Consider the following 21048-nt stretch of genomic DNA (forward strand, 5'->3'; position numbering starts at 1 on the left):
CGCGCCCGTGATCGATCGCCGCGATGCCTTTCAGCCCCAGGGGGCGCGATCCCGGTCGACGCAAAGGCGCCCGGCCTCGATTCACCCGCTCGGTGAGGGAGGACGCGCATGTCGGCCATCGCGACCAGGTATGTCGCCACTCCCCCGACGCGGCGGCGCGGGCCGGGCTGTCGGATCTCGGCTGGACGGTGCGCGCCTCGCCCGACGCGCATCCGGGCTTCGCCTGCGTTGCCCGTGACTGGGGCGACGTCCACGTGCTGGAACACCGCATGCCCCCATGCGCGGGGCAGCGCTTCGCGCAGGCCAGGGACGACATCGGCGACTACCTGGCCATCGTGTGCATCCTCGCCGGTCGAGAGGTCGGCTTCGACCGCAGCGGCGCGATCGGGCGTTCATCGATCGTCCTGGAGGCGGGCGACTTCGTCACCTGGCACAGCAGCCAGCCGCTGGGTTTCGAGGTGATCGATCCCTTGCACAAGGTCACGCTGCTGGTGCCCGAAGTCCGTCTGCGTGGCCTGTTCCCGCAGGGAACGGCGGCCGCCGGCATCCACTTCAAGCACGGCAGCGGGCTCGGGCCGCTGGTGCGCGGCTACCTGCGCAACTTCATCGAGAACATCGACAACGTTCCGCGCGGTGACCGGTCGATGGCCATGGACATCACCCTGGAGGTGCTGGCGAAGGCCGTGGCGTCGGTGCGTGCCCAGCACACGTTGAAGCCGCAGGGCATCCTGTTCAAGGAGGTGCTGCAGTACATCGAGCGCTGCCTCGAGGACGAGACGCTGAGCCCCTGCAGCATCGCGCGGGCGCATCGAATCTCGCCGCGCACGCTGCACATGCTGTTCGAGAACTCGGGGCACACCGTCAGCAGCTGGATTCGCGAGCGCCGGCTGGTGCGCTGCGAGGCCGCGTTGGCCGGCTCGAACCGGCAGGTCACGGTCACCGAGGTGGCCCTGACGTGGGGCTTCAAGGACGTCTCGCATTTTTCGCGGCTCTTCAAGGAGCGCTACGGCGCGCCGCCCGCCCATTACCGCCGGACCGGCGTGCGCCAGAGCAGCAGCTGATCGCCGGACCGCGCGTCAGCCGGGGCCGGGTTCGACATAGGCGCTGCCCCGCGCCTGCACACGCTCCGCCGCGGCCATGATCTCGTCATAGTCGGGTTCGTCGTGCAGCGACTGCTGGCCCGGGTAGCGCAGCGCCTGGCGCACCTGCGCGTTCATGAAGTAGGCACCTGCGACGAGCTGACCGACGATGTAGTAGCTCTGCGGGTCGAGCGCGCGGATGGCCGCGAGCGGTTCTCGTGGCGCCTCCGGCGGCAGGCTGGCCAGCGCGGCGATGAACGCCGCCGCCCAGTCGTCGCGCAACGCCAGCGCGCGCGGCAGAAAGATCTCGGGCACACCGGCGTCCCGCGCCGATGGCATCAGGCCCTCGGGGTCGGCCGGGATCATCGCGTCACACACCCAGCGCACCTGGGCGTCGAGGCTGTGCAGGCGTTCCAGGACGTCTTGCTTCAGTCGCTCCATCGCATCTCCTCAAGCCTGCGCGGCGTTGCCGCGTTGCGTCTGTGCCTGCGCGATCGCCTGTTCGGTGTTGCGCAGCGCCAGTGCGGCGATCGTTCCGGTGGGGTTGACGCAGCCGGTGGTGGGCATCACGCTGCCGTCGAACACGAAGAGATTCGGCACGTCGTGACAGCGGCCCCAGGCGTCGACCACCGAGCGGCGCGGGTCCTCGCCCATGCAGGTGGAACCGAGCACGTGCCAACCGGTGTCGCGCACGATCGGGGCCACCACGGTTTGGTAGGCGCCCGCTTCGACCAGCGCCCGTTGCGCCATGCCTTCGCTGAAAGCCAGCAGCCTGCGGGTGTTGTCGCTCGCGCGATAGATCAGCCGGGGCGCCGGCATGCCGTCGTCATCGGTCAGCGTCGGGTCGAGCTCCACACGATTCGCCTCGTCGGGCAGGTCTTCGGCCAGGATGCTGAAGAACATCGAATGGCCGAAACGCTGGCGGATCTGGCGATGGAAGCCCTGGCCCCAATCGTCGTCGGTTCCCCAAGGAAACGGGCCGACGTGGCCCAGCGGCGGGCCACCACCCATCAGCTGAAGCTTGGCGCCGCGCACGAAGTCCTGGCCGGCCTGCGTCTCGGCGAACTGCAGTGAATAGGCGCGCTGGCCGAACGGACCCTCCCAGCCGCCGATGAAGTCTTCGAACAGGCCGCCGACCAGGCTCACCGGGTGCATCATCAGCCGCTTGCCGACCAGCCCCGAGGTGTTGGCCAGCCCATGGGGGAAACGGGTCGACCTCGAATGGAGCAGCAGGCGCGGCGTGCCGATGCCGTTGCACGCCAGCACCACCCGACGGCCGGGCTGGAAGCGGACCTGCCCCGTCTTGCGGTCCTTGTAGGTGACGCCGCTGGCCAGGCCTTGCGCATCGTGCTCGATCCGCAGCGCGCGAGAGTTCGTGCGCAGCTTGACCCCGAGCTTGATGCAGGCCGGCCAATGGGTGCGGTCCACCGACGCCTTGGCACCGTCGAAACAAGCCCACATGCAGGCGCCGCGGCGCACGCAGGGTTGCAGGTTGCCATGCTTGACGCTGGCGATCGCGTTCGATCCCGGCCACAGGTGCCAGCCCAGGCGGTCGAAGGCGGCGAACATCCTGCGTTCGACCTCGGTGAACGCGAACGGCGGCAACGGCACCTCGAAGTGCGGCGAGGCCGGGTCGCCCCCCACGCCGGAGACCGAGAAGTCCACATCGACGCGGTCGTAGAAGGGCGCCAGGTCGGCGTACGACAGCGGCCAGTCGTCGGCCACCCCGTCGACGCTCCTCACGCGAAAGTCGCTCGGCTTCAGCCGATGCCAGGCGGCGGCATAGAGCACCGAACTGCCGCCGACGCCGTTCCACATCAATGCGGAGACGTCGGACTCGGCGTCGTTGACCGGGTAGTCGGCGCCGGCGCGGCGTTGGTTCGGGTTCCAGCCGAAGTGCCGCCAGCGGGCCAGTTCGTATGCCTCGCCCTCGTGCTGGGTGAGGGTGTAGTCGGGGTAGTCGCCCTGCTCAAGGCAGACCACCGAGAAGCCGGCCTGCGCGAAGCGCTTGGCCGAGACCGCGCCGCTCGGGCCGGCGCCGACGATCACGACGTCGACCAGGGCATCGGAATGGGTGGCCTCCGGGTTCATCCATGCCTCCACACCACCTTCGTGTCGAGCAGGTGCTCGAACGACGCGGCGCCGCGCTCGCGGCCGGTGCCCGAGGCCTTGACCCCGCCCCAGGGGACCCCGATGTCGTACTGATGGAAGCAGTTGATCCACACGGTGCCGCTCCTGATCCCGTCGGCGAAACGCGTTGCGGTGCGGCCGTCGGCCGTCCACACCGAGGCGGCCAGGCCGTAGGGGCCGGCGTTCGCCTTGGCGAGCGCGTCGTCGAGGTCGCGAAAGCGCTCGACCGCGAGCACGGGGCCGAAGATCTCTTCGCCTATCACGCGAGAGTCGGCCGGCAGGTCGGCCAGCACGGTCGGCGCGACGAAGAAGCCGCCCTCGCCGGCCGCAGCGGGGCGCTCCAGCCCACCGGCCGCGAGACGGCCCTGGTTGGCGCCGCTCCGGATGTAGCCGCGCACCTTGTCGTATTGCGCCTGCGACACCAGCGGACCCATGTCCATGCCTTCAGCGAAGGCCGAGCCGACCTTGAAGCCGTTGGCGATGGCCGACATCTTCTCCAGCACCGCGTCATGGATCTTCTCGTGCACGAGCAGGCGGCTGCCCGCGCCGCAGACCTGTCCGGCGTTGAAGAAGATCGCTCCCACGGCATTGGGCAGGGCCTGTTCCAGATCGGCATCGTCGAACAGCACATTGGGTGTCTTGCCACCCAGCTCCAGGCTCACGCGCTTGAGCTGGCGCGACGCCAGGGCGCCGATCTCGCGCCCGGTGGCGGTGGAGCCCGTGAAGCCGATCACCGCCACATCGGGATGCTCCACCAGGGCGCGACCGGCATCATGGCCGTGGCCCGGCACGATGTTGATCACCCCCGGCGGGAGGTCCGCCTCCTGCACCAGGCGCGCCAGGTAGAGCGCCGACAAGGGCGTGGTCTCGGCAACCTTCAGGACCAGCGGGCAGCCGGCAGCCAACGACATGCCAATGCGCATGGCCGCGTCGAAGATCGGGAAGTTCCAGGGAATGATCTGCGCATTGACGCCAGCGGGCTCCGGCCGCGTGTAGGTCAGCATGTCGGGCACCCCGACCGGCAGCGTCCGCCCGGTCAGCTTGGTGGGCCAGCCGGCGTAGTAGTCCAGGGACTCGACGGCGATGGTGACGTCCACCATGCGCGCCAGGCCCAGCGGCTTGCCGGTGTCCAGCGCTTCCAGCAGCGCCAGTTCCTCGCGATGGCGGTCCACCAGCACCGCCAGGCGGCGCAGCAGGCGCTCGCGCTCGCGCGGCGCGGCGCGGCGCCAGTCGCCCTTGAGCGCGGCCTTGGCGGAGCGCACGGCGGCGTCGATGTCGCGTGCACTGGCGCCGGGCACCTGGGTCACTTCGGCACCGGTGCTGGGGTCGATCACCGGCAGGGTGAGGCCGTCCAGGCTGGGGACGATCTGGCCGCCGATCAGCAGGCCGAAGGGGCTGCGGGCGAGTTCGAGAGCACGTTCAAGGGGGGTGGTCATCGGTTTGTCCAGGTGTAAGCCACCGCAGGCTGCAGCGACCCCGCAGGGTCGAAATGGCGGCCGACACGGTGGTCGGTTCGCCTCAGGGCGTCTCAGTGCGAGGACACGCCCCCGTCAAGCGACACCACCGAGCCCGTCATCCACTCGGCGTCGTCCGAAGCCAACCAGGCAACGGCTGCGGCGATGTCCTGTGGCGTGCCGTAGCGCGGCCATGGCGTACTGGCGCGCACCAGCGGTTCGAGATCGGGGTGTTCCACCAGGGGGCGCAGCATGGCGGTCATCACCGCGCCGGGACACAGCACGTTCGCATTGATGCGGTGGGGCGCGAAATCGAGCGCGATCTGGCGAGTGAAATTGACGATGGCCCCCTTGGAGGCGCAGTAGGCGGGCTCTGCGGGCAGCCCCTTCAGCCCTCCGATGGAGGCGATGTTCACGATCCGGCCGCGCGATCCCCCAAGAGGCTCCTGCGTCAGCATCTGCCGGATCGCGTATTTGCACCCGGCCCACACGCCCTTGACGTTGACCCGCATCGTGCGATCGAACTGTTCCTCGGTCTCGTCGACGAGGGTGTGCAGACCTGTGAACACGCCGGCGTTGTTGACCAGGACGTCGAGCCGGCCATGTCGTTCCACCGTGGACGAGATCAACGCGCGCACCGCCTCGGTGTCTGCGACATCCGTGGCGATGAAGTCGGCACGACCGCCCGCGCGCCGGATCAAGTCGCAGGTGTCGACCGTCGCGTCGCCCTCGTACCCGTTGTCCACCGGATGGGGCTGCAGGTCCGCGCAGACGACCGTCGCACCGTCTTGCGCCAGGCGCAGCGCGATGCCGCGTCCGTTGCCGGAACTGGACCCTGTGACGATGGCCACGCGGCCGGGGAGGTGAATGGTCATGGTGTCTTCCTTGCGGACAGTTCAACAGGGGGATCGGGCTGCGCAGGCCTTGGTTTGCTTCGCGGCGGCTGGCGACGCACCGGAAAGAGCGACCAGCCGTAGCGGTCGTGCAGCCAGCCCCACAGGCCCTTGGGCGCGAACAGCATCACCGCCATCGCGATCGCGCCCATCAGGATCAGGTACCAGCTGCCGGCGTCGCTGAACAACTCGCGCAGCACGAAGTACACGACCGTGCCGAGGATCGGCCCCTCGATCGTGCCGATCCCGCCGACGATGACGATGAACAGCATCTTCACCAGCCAGTCCATGTCGAAGGCGGCACCAGGCTCGATGTACAGCACCGACAGGTAGTACGTCGCGCCGCAGGCGCCGGTGATCGTCGACGAGACCACGAACGCCACCAGCCGGCATCGCCAGACGCTGAGGCCGATGCTTGCCGCGGCGTCCTCGTTGTCGCGGACCGCCATCAGACCGAGGCCGTATCGCAAGCGCAGCAGGACGACCATGCCACCCAGCCCGACCAGCATGAGCAGCACGGCCAGGGTGCAGACGACCGGGATGAACAGCGACTGGTCGAGCCCGTCGGGCAGCGCCAGCGTCAGCCCTTGGAAGCGCCCGACCCACTCCCACTGCGAGAAGTACAGCCGCACGCATTCGGCGAACACCCACATGCCGATCGAGAAGTAGGCGTCGCGCAACCGGAACAGCAACGGCGCGACGGCCAGTGCGACCGCGCCGCACAGCACGCCCGCCAGCGGCACCAGCGCATACGGCGACAAGCCGGTCACTTCGGTGGCCTTGTAGACCGCGTACGCACCAATGCCGATGAAGGCGTGTTGGCCGAACGACACCAGCCCGGCGTAGCCCGCCAGCAGGTTCCACATCTGGGCCACGGTGAGCACCACCATCACCTCGAGCAGCAGGCGCTGTTCGCCGCCGCCCAGCCACCACGGCGCGGTCAACAGCGCGGCGGCCACCAGCCACTGCGGCCACGCCTTCATCGCGCACCCCGTTTGCGCCAGCCGGCGATGCCGCGCGGCATCAGCAGCAGCAGGACGAAGAACACGCCGTGCGCCAGCAACATGCCGGAGTTCGGGTTCAGCTTGAGCCCGACCAGCTGCGCCACCCCGAGCACCAGGCCGCCGGCCAGCGTGCCCCAGATCGAGCCCAGCCCGCCGATGATCACCGTCTCGAACGCGATCAGCAGCCGGTCGGCGCCCGAGAACGGCGACATCGAACTGCGCATCGCCATCAGCAGCCCGGCGATCGACGACAGCGCCACCGCCAGCCCCATGGCCGCGCAGTACGTGCGGTGGCAGTTCACGCCGCACAGCTGCACCACTTCGCGGTCGTCGGCGGTGGCACGCAGGATGCGCCCGAGCGCCGTGCGCGCCATCAGCCAATGCAGCGCGGCGTACAGCGCCAGTGCCAGCCCGAACACGAGCAGCGGGAACACGCCGATCGTCAAGCCGAAGACCGGCACGCCGGCCAGTTGCAGTTCGCCGACCTGGATCGCGCGCACGTCGGCGCCGTAGATCTGCACCAGGGCGTTGCGGATCACGATCGCCAGGCCGAAGGTCAGCAGCATCGGCGGCAGCGGGTCCGAGGACAGCACGCGGTTGAGCAGCACGCCCTGCAGGGCCCAGCCGAGCGCGAAGGAGATCAAGCCCACCGGCAGCACCAGCAGCAGCGGCGGGATCGGCAGCGTGGCCAGCAGCGTCATGCCGATGTAGGCCGACATCACGACGATCTCGCCATGCGCGACGTTGACGATGCGCATGATGCCGAACGCGAACGCCAGGCCGATGCCAAACAAGCCGTAAAGCCCCCCAGCATCAGGCCGTTGATGACGGTCTCAACCCACTGCATGCGTCGCTCCGAAATAGGCTTGCGCGATCTGCTCGACCGTCAGCGCGGCGGCCGGCCCTTCCAGGCTGACCCGGCCCTCGAGCAGGCAATAGACGCGGTCGGCGGCGGCCCGGGCCCGCACCACGTCCTGTTCCACCAGCAAGATGCTGATGCCGCTGGCGCGGATGTGGCTGAAGCAGGCGTAGATGGCGTCGATGACCTTCGGCGCCAGGCCGAGCGAGAGCTCGTCGCACAGCAGCAGCCGCGGGTTGCTCATCAGCGCGCGGCCGATCGCCACCATCTGCTGCTGGCCGCCGGAGATCTGCGCCGGGCTGCGCGCGCGGAACTCCCGCATCGCGGGGAACAACTGGTACACGGCCTCGAGCGACCAGGGGCCGGCGCGGCCGACCATGCCGCCCATCAGCAGGTTCTCCTCGACGCTGAGCGACGCGAAGAGGCGCCGGCCTTCCGGCACCAGCGCCACGCCGCTGCGCGCGATCAGGTCGGCGCGCCGCCGCGTGATGTCGGTGCCGGCCAGCACGACGCGGCCGGCGCGCGCCGGGTGCAGACCGGCCAGGGCGCGCAACAGGGTGGACTTGCCGGCCCCGTTGGCGCCGATGATGGCGACGAGCTCGCCCTCATCCACATGCACCGAGACACCGGCAACCGCCCGCAGGTCGCGGTAGAACACCTCCAGCGCATCGACCTCAAGCAGCGGCATCGACGGCGATCCCCATGTAGACCTCTCTCACCTGCGGGCTCTGCATCACCGCATGCGGGTCGCCCTCGATCAGCTTGCGGCCGAAGTGCAGCACCATGATGCGGTCGGCCGTGGCGGTGAGGGCGTGCGCCACGTGCTCGATCCAGACGATGGCGTGTCGGGCCTTGAGGCCGCGGACGATGTCCACCAGCTCATGCACCTCGCGGTCGGTCAGGCCACCGGCGATCTCGTCCAGCAGCAGCACCTTGGCGTTCACCGCCATCGCCTTGGCCAGTTCGAGCCGCTTTCGGTCGAGCAGCGTCAGCGAGCCGGCCTTCCGTTCGCAGCGTGCCGCCAGGCCGGTCCGTTCGATCACGTCCAACGCCGCCTGCGCACCCTCGGCCTGGCTCAGCCCGGCGCCGAAGCAAGCCGCTGCGAGCACGTTCTCGAACACCGTCAGTTCTGCGAACGGGCGCGGGATCTGGAACGCCCGGCCGACACCGAGGCGCGCGCGCCGATGCCGTGGCAGGCCACCGATCTCGCACCCTTCCAGTTCGATGCTCCCGGCGTCGGCGGCGACGTTGCCGTCGAGCAGGTTGAACAATGTCGTCTTGCCTGCGCCGTTGGGGCCGACGACGCCCAAGCAGGTGCCGGCCTCGACATCGAAGTCGATCTGGTCGGCCACCACCACGGCACCGAAGCGTTTGCACAGACCCCTGACGCGCAATGTGATGGTCATCGGCGGGATGCGATCAGGTCAGTTCGGTCAGGAGTTTCGTCTCGGCTTCGATGGGGTAGTTCGGCGCCGTCTTGTTGTGCGTCACCAGCAAGTCGTACTTGAACTTGCCGGTCTTCGCCTTGCGCCACTGCCCACCGGCCAACGGGATCTTCGCCAGGCCCTTGACGTCGCCCCCCGTCCAGTCGAGCGTTCCGACGACGGTGTCGACCTTGAGCTTCATGAGGGCCGCCTGCACGGCCGACTTGTCCTTCGGGTCCCCCGACGCCTTCAGCGCGGCGAAGCCCGCTTCGTAGATGGCGTGTGCGTACCCGAGCACCGAGGTCCACTGCCTGCCGGTGGCCTGCTCCCACTCGTTGGCGATCTGCTGCGGCGTCTGCCCGGTGAGGCTGGACGTGTAGGGCAGTCGAGGCGACCAGAACATCTCGGTGGACATGCCGTCGCCGCGGTCACCCAGCGCGTCGAGGCCGCTCGGGAACAGGAAGGCGCCCGCCATCGTCACGATATTGGGCTTGTAGCCCGCCTGGGCGGCCTGACGCCAGAAGGTGGCGAAGTGGGGCGCGAAGACGAACCCGTTGAGGATCTCGGCGTTCTCACGTTTGAAGAGCGACACCTGGTTCGAGAAGTCGTCGGTCTCGAGCTTGAAGAAGCCCCCCGGCACTTCGGTGAGCTTGCGCGACTTGAACGTGCTCGAGAAGCCGTGTTGCGGGTCGGCGAAGCCGCGCGACGCCGGCGCGTCCACGTACCAAGTGCCGACCTTGCGGTTGGTCTTGTCCAGCAGGTTGTCCCACAGCGCCTGCTGGACCGCGCCGATGTCACCGGCGTTGAACATGAAGTGGAAGTTCCACGGCTTGCCCTTGTTGCTGAAGGCGTCGGGCCCGCCGCGCACACCGAGCAAGGCGTCCGACGGCATCATCGTCGAGACGAACGGCGTGCCGTTGACGTTGGCCATCTGACCCGCGCCGATCGGCGTTTCGCCGGCGTCCGACAGCAGCATGTCGACCCGTTCTCGCGTCATCAACTCCGACGCGACGGCGGTGGAGCGGTTCACGGTCGACTGCCCGTCCCGCAACAGCAACTCCACCGTGTAGGTCTTGCCTCCGACCGTCAAGCCCTTGGCAAACAGCTTCTGCATCGCCTTGTGCGTGAACTCGGCGGTTTCGCCGAACGCGGCGGCGGGGCCGGAGATCGGACTGACGATGCCGATCTTCAGCGTACGGCTTTGCGCGCTGGCGATGTTCGCCAACGGCAGGCTGGCCACCGCCGCGCCGGCCGGCAGGAGGGCGCTCTTCAGCAGCGTGCGCCGCTTCGCGTCAGGGGTGGAATGCCGTGATGTTGTTTTGCTTGTCTTGGGGATGTTCATGGTCTCCTCACTCTCGTGACGCAGGCGGTGGTCCGGCATGACGATGGGTGCCCTCGCGACGCGTGGAGCATCCAGGCCACCGGGGCGGTTCAGAAGCTGTGGCGGATGCCGGCTTGATAGCCGGTCTTGTTTGCAGCGACCTTGCTGTCGTTGGCCACGTTGACATACACCTGGGTGCGCTTGGACAAGGCGTGATACAGCCCCAGCGAGACCTTTTCAAGGGTGCTCACATGCGCAGTCTTGGTGTTGGCCCACGACACGTGCAAGGTGTTCGACCCGAATGGAACCGACGCCGAGAGGTAGCGGCCCGCCACCGGCTGGTTGCCCGGGTTGGTGCCGTCGCCCAACAAGCCGCGCAGGGTGAGGATGCCGAAGTCGTACCCGCCCGACAGCGTGGTCCATTTCGCCACGCCGTCGGCCATCCGTTCGTGGCCGAACTGCAGGTTCCGCGCGCCACCGTGGTAGCCCAATCCCAGGCTGGCCGGCGTCTTGACGGTGGGTCCACCGAACCAGGCGTTCTTCTCCTTCTGCGCCACCTGGGCCTTGAAGCTGAAGCCGCTCTGGTCGTAGCTGTAGGTCGCGGCGGCGTTGTACCAAATGTTGGCAAAGCCACCCGCCGTGGTGCCGAAGGAGCCGGCCACGGTGTCCCAGAACCAGGGGTCCACGCCGATCTGCGACCAAACAGCGGCGCTGTACTGGCGACCCAAGGTCACCTTGCCGAACGGCCCCCCGACACCCACGGCGGACTGCCCGGACCAGAACGGCGCCGGCGACTTCGAACCGAACGCGCCCTCGTTGCTGCCGGTGTCGGTGTTGATGCGGTGCTCGAGGTCGAAGGAGGCCTTCCAGCCGGCGCCCAGGTCTTCCTCGCCCTTGAAGCCGATGCGGTTCGCGGTGCCGGTCTGTTCGCTCTTGACCTTGCTGCCGATCAACACACCGACGTTGAGGTCGACGATGCCCCAGATGGTCACCTGCGATTGCGCCGAGGAGGTACCCGTCGCGCACAGAAGCGCCAGCGCCCCGGCCACCTGAAGGCTCGCCTGTGAGCGCGTGGCCGTCGATCGTCGACGGACGTCGATGATGTCCGGGTGTGCCGGCTCTTGTCCTGCTGCGTTCATGAGGCGCCTCCGTGGTTGTTGCCGCGCCGGGCTTCGGCGTTCGGTGTCGGCAATCTAGGTCGGTGGCACCTCGGCGTCTTGCCCCGGGGCGCAGCCCACCATGCCGATGCGCGCACGGGCGCCGCGACGCCGCGACAACGTTCGCCGTCGCGGCCTGGAGGTCGGCTGCAGGGGGCGTCGACGAGGCATCGCGCGCCCGCCGGGCGGCACCGCCACAACCGGTGCCACCCGCATGTCGGCATCGGTGGCGGTGCGATGTCCAGATGGCCTGCCTCAGGACGCGATGTCCCGAGGCTTCACGGTGGGTCCGCTACTCCCAGCGCCAGGTCCACACCGCGTCGATGGCGTTGTCCAGCCCGGCGCGGGCGCGCAGGGTGAGGCGTCCGGCCGCGCGGTAGACGATCTGCCAGTAGCCGCCGGCCGAGGCCAGCGCGTGCTCGTAGCCGAAGAAGAGCCGCTTCGACAGCTGCTTGCCGAGCCCGATGACGGCACCGCCGCCCTCGGCCGCGTTGCCGCCGCGCAGCGTCAGCTTGTCCAGGCCCACCTTCTCGGCCACGCCACCACCCTTGCCGCCCTTGTCGCCGGCCACCAGCGCCAGCGCGGCGCGCTGGAGCAGCGCGGTGTCGGCGCGGCCCAGGCCCTCCGGCGCACGGCCCAGCACCAGCCAGGTCAGCTTGTCGATCTCGGGCAGCTCGGGCTCGCTGGTCAGGCGCACCCGCGGGTTGACCGCATTGCCGCTGACCGTGATGCCGACGCGCTGGTCGATGTCCGGCCGAATGGCGAAGATGTCGAGCCGGGGGTTCGCCGCGTCGCCGGTGAAGACGACGTTGCCGCGCGCCACCGAGAGGTTCTGTCCGTAGGCGGTGTACGTGCCCTCCAGGATGCGCACCACGCCGTTGACCGCCAGCGTGCCGTTGGGCGTGGTCACGTCGAGCTCGCCGCCCAGCCGCGCGTCCAGCCCACGGCCGGTCAGCAGCAGCTGCTGGCCCAGGTCGACGGCCACCCGCAGCGCGAGGCCGGGCGGCGCCGACCCGCCCGGCGCCTTCGGCGCCACGGTGCCCTCGCGGTTGAGCACCACGATGTCGTCGTCCAGCGCCGGCGCGTCCGACTGCGAGATGTCGATGCGGCCCTCGTCGAGCCGGAAGCGGCCGTCGACCGACAGCTGCTGCGCCAGCGCCACCGTGGCGCTGCCGCTGACGGTGACCCGCCGGTCGACCCGGTCGAGCGCGCGGAAGCGCTCGGCCACCACCCGCAGCCGGCCCTGCGGTTGCGTCGACAGCGCCGCCTCGCCGTCCAGCCGCAGCAGGCCGTCGCCCTCGCTGCGGAAGACGCCCTCGGCCACCTGGACCCGCTGCCCGTCGAGCCGCACCAGGAGCCGGCCGTCGCGCAGGTTCACGCCCTGGAACAGGTTGCGCACGGCCAGCTCGCGGCCCGACACCTCGCCGCGCAGGTCGGGCGAGGCCAGCGTGCCGCCCAGCCCCACGTCGGCGGCCAGCCGGCCGTCGACGCGCCAGCCGGCGGGCACCCAGGGGGAGAAGGCGGCCAGCGCCGGCAGGTCGAGCTGCAGCCGGCCGTCGAGCCGGGCGTCGCCGGTGGGCGCGAGGTCGCCCGGCGCGCCGGTCAGGGTCTGCCGGCCGTCGATGCGGCCGAGGCGGTCGCTGGCCAGCGTCTGCGCCAGCTGCCAGCGCCCGCCGTCGGCCCGGGCGGTGACCCGCAGCGCCTGCAGGCCGAAGTCCAGCGGCCGGCCATCCACCCGCAGGCCGAGGTCACCCGACCGCCGCGACAGCTGCACGTCGGCGTTCAGGGTCTCGGCCAGCGTGATGTCGGCCCGGCCGCCGATGGCCAGGTCGCCGCGCCAGCCGAACTGCGGCTGCAGCGCGGCCAGCAGCGGCGCCACCGTCAGCGGCTCCAGCTCGGCCTGCAGGCGAGCCTGCTGGGCGCGCCCGCCCTGGGCGGCCTGCCAGCGCGCGGTCGTCCAGCGCAGCGCGGCGTTGAGCACGGTGAGCCGGCCCGGCGCCAACGACGCCTGCAGCGGCCGGCCGGCGGCGTCGAGCCGGGTGTCGAGGCCGAGGTCCTGCGCCTGCAGCCAGGGTGTGCCGCCGCCCTGGCGCGGCGCCGCGCGCAGCTGCTGCAGCGTGCCCTGCCAGCGGCTGCCGCTCGACTCGGGCTGCCAGCGGCCGTTGGCCTCCAGCACCAGCCGGCTGCCGCCCGGCGCCGCGCCGGCCCAGGCCGGCGGCTGCAGGGGGCTGTCGGCCTGCAGCGACAGGCGGTGCGCGGACAGCGTGCCGTCCAGCCGTGCCTGCAGCCGCTGCAGCCGGCGCTCGCCCTGGGCCAGGCCGGCGGCGTCGAGCTGCAGGCCGAGCGGCGCGTCGGCCACCAGCCCGCCGAAGCGCCACTGCGCCTGCAGCCGGTCGGCGGCCAGGCCCGGCAGGCGCAGCGCGTCGAGCTCGATCCGGCCCTCGGTGCGCAGGCGGGGCCACTGGCCGGCCAGCGTGGCCTGCCCGGTGGCCGAGCCGCCGGTGGGCCGCCAGTCTGCGCTGCCCGGCGCCAGCGCCAGCAGCGGCGCCAGCGCGTCCAGTCGCGGCGCCTGCAGGGCGATGCGCCACTGGCCGAGGCCGGCCTCGCCGGCGGTGGTGCGGCCGTCGGCGCTGAGCCGGTTGCCGGCGGCCTGCAGCCAGCCGTCGACGCCCACCGCACGGTCGGCGGCGCTGGTCAGGCGGGCGTCGGCGCTCAGCGGCACGCCTGCCAGGCGGCTGCCCTCGTCCAGCCGCAGCCGGGCGCGGCCCTGCACGCCGGCCAGGCCACCGGCGTCCGGCGCGACCACCACGTCGGCCGACCAGTCGCCGGTCAGCGACGAGGGCTGGCGGCTGGCCGGCAGCGGCAGCCAGTCGGCCGGGTCGAGCCGGCGCAGCCGGCCCTCGGTGGTGACGGCCCAGCGGCCGTTGCCGTCCTGCCGGCCCGCGGCCTGCGCCTGGGCCGAGGCGTCGCCCGCCTGCGCCTGCAGCGAGGGCAGGTCGAAGGCCAGCCGGCCGTCGGCCGCGCGCTGCAGCGTGGCCTGGGTGGTCAGCCGCAGCGGCGGCGCACCGCGGCGCGCCAGCCGGCCCTGCAGGTCGACGCCGACCGCCGCGTCGAGCGGCGCGGGTGGCGACGGCGTCGGCCCGGTGGGCAGGCCGGCGAGGCGCAGCGTCACCGGACCGCTCAGCGTCATCGGCGGGGCGGCGCCGTGCAGCCGTGCCGGCTGCACGGCGTCGAGCGCCAGCCGCAGGTCGAGTGTCCCCGCGTCGAGCCGGCCGTCGCCGGTGAGCCGCCCGGCCGCCGCGTCCCCGCCCAGGTCGGCGATCAGGCGTTCGAGGGTCAGGGCCAGCGGGTCGGTCGGCCGTCCGGCGAGGGTGGCCTGCAGCCGGCGCACCGGCAGCCGGGCGGCGTCCCAGGCGCCCGGCCGAGCGTTGGTGACGTCGGCCGTGACGCGCAGGGCCTGCCCGTCGGCCCCGCCGTCCACGCGGGCCTGTCCGTCGAGGCGGGTCGCCGGCAGGCCGCGCGCCAGCACCGACAGGTCCAGCGCCTGCGGCCGCAGGTCGGCGAAGACCAGCGACCAGGGCGCGAAGGGCGCCAGCACCGCCTCCAGGCCGGCCTGACCGGCCGGGCCGGCGTCGAGCCGGCCGGCCAGCCGCGGCTGGCGCAGCGGGCCGCTGGCGTCGGCGGTCAACCGCCAGGGCAGCCGGGCACCGTCCGCGGTCGCCACGGCGAGAGCGGCCTGCAGCGGCAGCTCGCCACCGGCGCCCACCTGCGCGGAGGCCTGCAACTGCAGCCCCTGCACCTGCAGCGCCAGCCGCTGCAGGCGGTGCAGGGCGCCCGCGTCCGCACCGAGCGCCAGATCGGCCGCCACGCCGCTGATCGTGGGCAGGTCGTTGACCTGCACCCGGCCGAGCCGCAGGTCCTCCACCGCGAGCGCCAGCGGCAGGCGCAGGTGCTCCGGCGGCTGCATCGGCGGGTCGGGCTCGGGCTGCGGCGTGGTGCGCACCTCGACCTCGGCGGCGGCCGGTCGCACCAGCGTCAAGCCGACCCAGGCGCCCGGGTGCGGCCGCCAGCGCCAGCGGGCGTCCTGCCAAGCCAGGTCGCGCAGGGTCACGGTGGTGCCGCCGCCCTGCCACTGCAGCCGGGCGATGCGGTAGGCGCCGCCGGTGGGCCGGCCTTCGACGCCGTCGGCCTGCAGGCCCGGCACACGGGCCAGCGCCCAGCGCAGGCCGGCGTCGCTGTGCCACAGCCCCACGACCGCGCCCGCCAGCACCAGCAGCAGCGCCAGCGGCACGCCGAGCAGCCACGGCCAGCGGCGGTGCCGGGTCGGGGTCGGCGGGGGGCTTGTTCGGACGCGGCCATCAGAAGGTCACCCCCACGGTGAGGTGCAGGCGGAAGCGCTGGTCCTCCTCGCCGTAGGCGATGTCGAGCTTGGCCGGTCCGATCGGGCTGCGGTAGCGCAGGCCGACGCCGGCGCCGACGGCCGGCTTCAGGTCGCCCCAGCGCTGCGCGGCACGGCCGGCGTCGACGAAGGCGGCCCACCACAGGTCGGGCAGCCGGGCCAGCAGCGGCCGCGCGATCTCGGCGCTGGCGGTGACGATGACCTTGCCGCTGGTCAGCGAGCCGTTGACCACCGGCGCCAGCTCGCGGTAACCGTAACCGCGCACCGAGTCGTCGCCACCGGCGCGCCAGCGCATCGACTCCGGGGGCACCACGTCGTCGGCGGAAAAGATCTGGCCGGCCTCCACCCGGGCCTGCCCGTACCAGCTGCCGAGCGGGCGGTAACCGGTCCAGCGCGCATAGGCCCGCGCGAAGGGCCCGCTGCCGCCCGGCTGCGAGCGCGCCTGCCCGCCGCCGCCCTGCAGCGACAGCACCTGACCGCGCGTGGGCAGCAGCAGGTCGTCGAGGTCGCGGAAGATGACGTGGTAGTGCGCGGACAGCGCGTCGGAGCGCTGCTCGCCGAGGCGGTTCGTCGTCAACGACCGTTCGGTCTCGACGAACACCAGGCGGCTGATGCGCCGGGTCTCCTGCGCCCGGCCGGCGCGCAGGCGGGCCGAGTCGACGCGGTCGTCGTCCGAGCGCTGGCGCAGCACGTTGCCGGAGACCAGGTTGCGCCACAGGCCCGGCAGCGTGTGGGTGCTCAGCTCGCCGGTCCAGCCCTGCTCGCGCTGGGCCAGCTCGACGCGGCTGCGCGCCAGCCAGGCCTGGCCGAAGGGGCGGCGGTGGATGTAGTCCACCGACACCCGCGGGCCGATGTTGGCGCTGTAGCCGGCGCCGAACGTCGCCTCCTGCAGTCGGCGCTCGGCCAGGCGCACCTCCACCGGCACCGCCGCGGGATCGGCGCCCTCGGTGGCCAGCGTGACGGTGGCACGGTCGAACAGGCCGCTGCGCTGCAGCCGCTCCTGGTAGTCGAGCAGCAGCGTCTCGGTGGCCGGCGTGCCGGGCGGGAAGTCGGCGATGTTCTGCACCGTCCGCTCGTCGTGGTGGTTCAGGCCGACGATGCGAAGCGGACCGGTGCGGTGCAGCGGGCCGCTGTCGGCCTCGGCCTGCAGCGCGGCGCGCTGGGTCGCCGCGTCGACGGCGGCGCGGGTGCTGCGCCAGTCGGCCGCGACGTAGCCCTGCGCGCGCAGCCGGGCCATCGACTGGTCCTTGGCGCGGCCCCAGTCGGCGTCGCGGAAGGGATCGCCCGGCGCCAGGGTCCAGGCGTCGAGGAAGGCCTGCCGCGATCGCCGGGCGTGCGGCTGACCGGCCGCGGCGTCCGCGGCCAGCGCGCCGGTGACCGACAGGTCGACGCTGCCGACGACCGTGCGCGGTCCGGGTGTCACGGTGACCCGCACGCGAGGCGGATCGCCGCCCAGCGATTCGGCCCGGACCTGGGCGTTGTAGTGGCCCTCGGTGTCGAGCAGCGCCTTGGCCTGCTGCGGGGCGGCGTCGACCAGCCGCTGCACCTCCTGCGCGCCCACCGGACGGCCGGCGGCCAGCCGGTTCACCCGCGCCAGGTCGAGGTGCTGGCGCAGCAGGTCGTCGAGGGGGGAGGGCGCGACGACCTCAAGGCGCAGCACCTCGGCCGGCGCCGCGGCGGCCTTCGCCTCGTCATCGCCGCCGGGTCGCAGTGCCGCGCAGCCGGAGCACAGGGCGGCCAGCAACAGGGCGGCGCCGCACAGCGCGCTCGGTGGCCGGGTGCGGCCGCGGGGGGTCGGGACTCCTCGAACAACAGCGCCATCGGCAGGTCATGGGCAGGTCGCCCCATCGTCGGACGCCGCCGCCATGCAAACCGCGACCCTGGCTTCGCCGAAGCCCGGGTCTGCCGAGGCCAGGGCCAAAAGCAAAGGGGCCTGACGTGTGTCAGGCCCCTTGCCGTTTCCTCGTGCTCGGTTTCCGTTGAGGCTTCCGTCGCGCTTGGTTTCGTGGTGCTGAATCTGGTGCCGGTGACCGGAATCGAACTGGTGACCTTCGCATTACGAATGCGCTGCTCTACCGACTGAGCTACACCGGCGGGTGCAGCCCGCGAGTATAGCCTGCCGTGCCGGCCCGGCCGGTGGGGCTCAGGCCGCCCGGGGCAGGGCGGGGTCGAGCAGCACCAGGTGCCCGGCCGCCGGCGTGCGGCCGGTGACGGCGCTCGGCGCCGCCGCCCGCCCGAGGCGGAAGAACATGACCGGTGCCGCATCGGGCAGGCCCAGCCGGTCCATCAAGGTGTCCAGCCGACGCTGCAACGCCTGCTGGCCGCGGGCGGAGACCCAGCCGTCGCCAGGTCGCTGCAGCGCCAGCGCCGTGGCCGCGGCCATCGGCTGGAAGGCGGCACCCGCCGCGGTGGCCGCCAGCCACACCCGCTGCAGGCCGCGGCCGGCCTGCAGCGTGGCCACCGCGCTGCGGCTGTCGGCCACCAGCAGGCCGAGGTGGGGCGCCAGCGCGCAGGGCAGGCGGGCGGCGCGCTGGGCCAGCAGCCGGTGCGCGCCGACGGCGGCCAGGCCGCGCATCACCGGCCAGTGGCGCATCAAGGCGAAGCCGGCGCGCATCGGCGGCTCGATCTCCAGCGCCGCGGGCGGCAGGCCCTCGTCGACGGAGCCGGTCCAGCCGCGCTCGAAGCGCACGCCGGCGAACAGCTCCTCGTGCAACCGCCGGCGGCAGAAGCGTTCGGCCTCGGCGCCGGTGATGGCGGCGAGCGCCGGCCGCCGCGCGGCGGCCGCGTCCAGCCATGCCAGGCGCAGGCCGGGCAGGCCCTCCAGCGCCTGCGACAGGCTGTGCAGCACGTCCGGCGCCAGGCGTTCACGGCGATAGAAGCGGCGGTTGGTGTGGCGCTGGGCGATCTGCGCCGCCAAGGCGTCGGCGCCGGCCACCCCGGCGGGGTGCCAATGAAGGCGGGCCAGGTGCTCCGGCCGGTCGGCATCGGGCAGCCAGCGTGTCTCCGCGCGCAGGCCCTCGGTCGCCGCGGCGAGGCGGATGTTCTCCACCACCGCGCCGGCCGCCAGCCGCGCCAGCCAGGCCTTGTGCGGCTGTTCGCGCCAGCCGGCGTGGTCGGTGGCGACGAGGTCCAGCGTCTGCGCGGCGGCTTCGAAGCGCAGCGCGTGGCGGTTCTCGGCGGAGGGCGCCGCCAGGCCGGCCTCGACCAGCCGCAGCAGGGTGTCGCGCTGGGGCATGGCGGTCAGCCGGCGGCCTGCCGTTCCTGCGCCGCCTTCGCCGCGAGTCGCCGGCCGGCGATGCGGCGCAGCAGCCGCTGCAGCGGGTGGCGGTGACCGCCCGGCCGCCAGGTCTTCTTCAACCGGTGGTGGTAGGCGTCGTAGTGCAGCCCGCTGGGCGCGGCGACCCGCTTGCCACGGCCGAGCACCGCCTTCAGCACCTCGGTGGCGGCGATGGCGCTGCACAGCTGCACCGCGGCGATGGTCGAGGGACCGCGGCGCTCGGTCAGGTTGACCCGGGACGGGTCGACCAGGTACTTCATCTGCAGCATCGCCGGCGACAGGCCGACCAGGAAGCGCAGCGCCTGCTCGTCCTCGTCCTGCCCGTCGAGGCCGAAGTAGTCGTCGAAGCTCATGCCGTCCGGCGTGAAGTTCAGCAGCGCCGCGCCCATGCCCAGCGGCGCCACCGTCGTCGCCGGGATGCCGCGTGTGCGGCAGGCCTGGAAGACGCGCTGCCGGATGCCGAGGGCGAAGAAGTCCAGCCCGTCCAGGTAGGCGTCGCCGCCGTCGAGGAAGGCGTCGAGGTTGCGCTCGTTGACGCCGTCGGGGAAGCAGCGGATGTCCAGCTCCGGGTTGATCTGGCGGGCCATCTCCACCATCACCTCGAGCTTGGAGCGGCCGACGCTGTCGACGTTGGCGCCGGCCTGGCGGTTGAAGTTGGCCAGCGAGAAATGGTCGAAGTCGGCGATCGAGAAGGCGCCGACGCCCATGCGCGCCAGCGTCAGCAGGTAGACCCCGCCGACGCCGCCCAGCCCGGCGATGCACACCCGGGTGTGCTTCAGCCGCTGCTGCTCGTCGGCGGTGACCCAGCCGAGGTTGCGCGAGAACGCCTCGTCGTAGTCGAAGCAGGGCTCACCCTGGGGCTCGATGCCGTGCAGGCCATGGACGGCTGCACGTTCCTTCAGTACTGCACTCATCGGAAGGACCTGGTACTGCTGCGGCCCGCGGGCTGCGGGCCTGGGGAAATGTAAGGGCGACGGGCGCGTCAGACGGTGGCGGACCGGACGCCGTGGCCCGGCACCAGCGCTTCGAACGCGTCCTCCAGCGGCTCCAGCACCGACGACCAGAAGCCCTGGTGCGCCACGGCCTGGCGCTCGCCACGGGCGTTGGCCAGGCGGGTGGCCATCGCCGGCTCCTGCGAGGCGGCGAAGAAGTGCGGGTACAGCGAACGCTCGACGGCCGCCCGTTCCGGCTGGCCGCCGACGCGGGCGATCTCCCGCCGGGCGTGGGTCAGGTCCAGGCCGAGCAGCACGGCGGGGGCGTCGACCCGCCGGTTCCAGCGCTCGGGACCCAGCGGCGCGAAGCCGAGCAGGCGGCGGTAGAAGGCGACGTGCCGCGGGTTGACCTCCACCACCAGGCGGTCCTGGCCCTCGACACGGTGCGCGCACAGGTAGGCGACGTGGAAGATGCCGGCCAGCACCCGCTTGGACGACAGCATCGGGTCCATCGCCAGCTTGGTGAACTCGCACACCCGGTGGCCGGCGTCGCGCAGCCGGTCGATCTCCTCGGCGAACAGCTCGTCGGCCAGCAGGCGGCCCTGCTGCTCGAAGCCGACCGTCAGCGTGCCGACGGTCTGCTCGTTCTCGTGCGCCACCAGCGTCACCGCGTGGCGGGCACCCTCGGGCGGCAACTGCACGCCGAGGTAGCCACGGTGGGCGTACATGCGCTGCAGCAGCTGGGCGGCGTGGGCGCGTTGCGCACCGCCAGGCACCACGGAAATGGCGAACCGCTGCTCGCCCGACAGGGTGCCGCAGGCGATTTCCTGCGGCCCTCGCGGCGCGACGTTGGCGTGGCGCGTCGAGTGGTCCTGCACAGCGCGTACGGCGGCGGCAGGCAAATGCAGCGTGCTGGAATTCACGTGGAATGTCCTCCCTGGTGGTCGGCAGCCATCCGCCTCCTGGCCTTCATTGCGAAGGTCCGGTACTGCGAACGAACGGTGGATTCAGGGACCGCGACCGACCCTCATGGAGCGTCGATCGGACCCGCGAGCGATACGTCTTGCCGCGGTGCGGCGCCGGTGCTCCCGGCCCTTCGAAGGGTTCAGTGCACCGACG

The 21048-nt window shown here is 72.1% G+C and carries 16 protein-coding genes and 1 tRNA gene; 1 reads left to right on the forward strand and 16 read right to left on the reverse strand.

All coding sequences use genetic code 11. The features are described from left to right. Positions 1–92 precede the first annotated feature (92 nt). The gene (locus LRS07_RS11885; protein WP_260498249.1) at positions 93–1061 is read left to right on the forward strand and encodes a helix-turn-helix domain-containing protein; all 969 of its coding nucleotides are present in this window, start codon (positions 93–95) and stop codon (positions 1059–1061) included. A gap of 15 nt (positions 1062–1076) precedes the next feature. Here the strand turns inward: LRS07_RS11885 and LRS07_RS11890 are convergent, their stop codons facing one another. From LRS07_RS11890 to LRS07_RS11970, 16 genes are all read right to left on the reverse strand, one after another. Then, the gene (locus LRS07_RS11890; RefSeq protein WP_260498250.1) at positions 1077–1520 is read right to left on the reverse strand and encodes a hypothetical protein; all 444 of its coding nucleotides are present in this window, start codon (positions 1518–1520) and stop codon (positions 1077–1079) included. A 9-nt stretch (positions 1521–1529) separates the two neighbouring features. After that, positions 1530–3170, reverse strand: coding sequence for a GMC family oxidoreductase (locus tag LRS07_RS11895; protein WP_260502104.1), 1641 nt, complete (start codon positions 3168–3170; stop codon positions 1530–1532). Further along, complete coding sequence (locus LRS07_RS11900) at positions 3167–4645, reverse strand: aldehyde dehydrogenase family protein (RefSeq protein ID WP_260498251.1); 1479 nt, start codon at positions 4643–4645, stop codon at positions 3167–3169. The genes LRS07_RS11895 and LRS07_RS11900 overlap by 4 nt, the downstream gene beginning before the upstream one ends. A gap of 92 nt (positions 4646–4737) precedes the next feature. Next, complete coding sequence (locus tag LRS07_RS11905; RefSeq protein WP_260498252.1) at positions 4738–5538, reverse strand: SDR family NAD(P)-dependent oxidoreductase; 801 nt, start codon at positions 5536–5538, stop codon at positions 4738–4740. After that, positions 5535–6515, reverse strand: a complete 981-nt coding sequence (locus LRS07_RS11910; RefSeq protein WP_260498253.1) for a branched-chain amino acid ABC transporter permease — start codon at positions 6513–6515, stop codon at positions 5535–5537. The genes LRS07_RS11905 and LRS07_RS11910 overlap by 4 nt, the downstream gene beginning before the upstream one ends. A 20-nt stretch (positions 6516–6535) precedes the next feature. Then, positions 6536–7354 carry a branched-chain amino acid ABC transporter permease gene (locus LRS07_RS11915; RefSeq protein WP_260498254.1) on the reverse strand — a complete coding sequence of 273 codons (819 nt, stop codon included), beginning with the start codon at positions 7352–7354 and terminating at the stop codon, positions 6536–6538. Positions 7355–7393: 39 nt separating this feature from the next. After that, positions 7394–8107 carry an ABC transporter ATP-binding protein gene (locus tag LRS07_RS11920; RefSeq protein ID WP_260498255.1) on the reverse strand — a complete coding sequence of 238 codons (714 nt, stop codon included), beginning with the start codon at positions 8105–8107 and terminating at the stop codon, positions 7394–7396. Beyond that, positions 8094–8825, reverse strand: coding sequence for an ABC transporter ATP-binding protein (locus LRS07_RS11925; RefSeq protein WP_260498256.1), 732 nt, complete (start codon positions 8823–8825; stop codon positions 8094–8096). Before LRS07_RS11925 ends, LRS07_RS11920 begins: the two co-directional genes overlap by 14 nt. Before the next feature lie 13 nt (positions 8826–8838). Beyond that, positions 8839–10224, reverse strand: coding sequence for an ABC transporter substrate-binding protein (locus LRS07_RS11930; protein WP_260498257.1), 1386 nt, complete (start codon positions 10222–10224; stop codon positions 8839–8841). Between the two features lie 50 nt (positions 10225–10274). Continuing rightward, on the reverse strand, positions 10275–11303 hold the full coding sequence (locus LRS07_RS11935; RefSeq protein WP_260498258.1) for a porin: 1029 nt from the start codon (positions 11301–11303) through the stop codon (positions 10275–10277). A 310-nt stretch (positions 11304–11613) separates the two neighbouring features. Next, a complete protein-coding gene (locus LRS07_RS22020) occupies positions 11614–15612 on the reverse strand; it encodes a translocation/assembly module TamB domain-containing protein (RefSeq protein ID WP_312028294.1) in 3999 nt (1332 codons plus the stop codon). 67 nt (positions 15613–15679) lie between these two features. Next, positions 15680–17464 (reverse strand): autotransporter assembly complex protein TamA, encoded by a 1785-nt coding sequence (locus LRS07_RS11950; protein WP_260498259.1) that lies wholly within the window; start codon positions 17462–17464, stop codon positions 15680–15682. A gap of 274 nt (positions 17465–17738) precedes the next feature. Further along, positions 17739–17814, reverse strand: a tRNA-Thr gene (locus tag LRS07_RS11955). A gap of 49 nt (positions 17815–17863) precedes the next feature. Then, complete coding sequence (locus LRS07_RS11960; protein ID WP_260498260.1) at positions 17864–18955, reverse strand: hypothetical protein; 1092 nt, start codon at positions 18953–18955, stop codon at positions 17864–17866. Between the two features lie 5 nt (positions 18956–18960). Beyond that, positions 18961–19911 carry a ThiF family adenylyltransferase gene (locus LRS07_RS11965; RefSeq protein ID WP_260498261.1) on the reverse strand — a complete coding sequence of 317 codons (951 nt, stop codon included), beginning with the start codon at positions 19909–19911 and terminating at the stop codon, positions 18961–18963. 68 nt (positions 19912–19979) lie between these two features. Then, positions 19980–20852, reverse strand: a complete 873-nt coding sequence (locus tag LRS07_RS11970; RefSeq protein WP_260498262.1) for an N-acyl amino acid synthase FeeM domain-containing protein — start codon at positions 20850–20852, stop codon at positions 19980–19982. Positions 20853–21048 lie beyond the last annotated feature (196 nt).

Source organism: Aquabacterium sp. J223, assembly GCF_024666615.1.
Classification (GTDB): Bacteria; Pseudomonadota; Gammaproteobacteria; order Burkholderiales; family Burkholderiaceae_C; genus J223.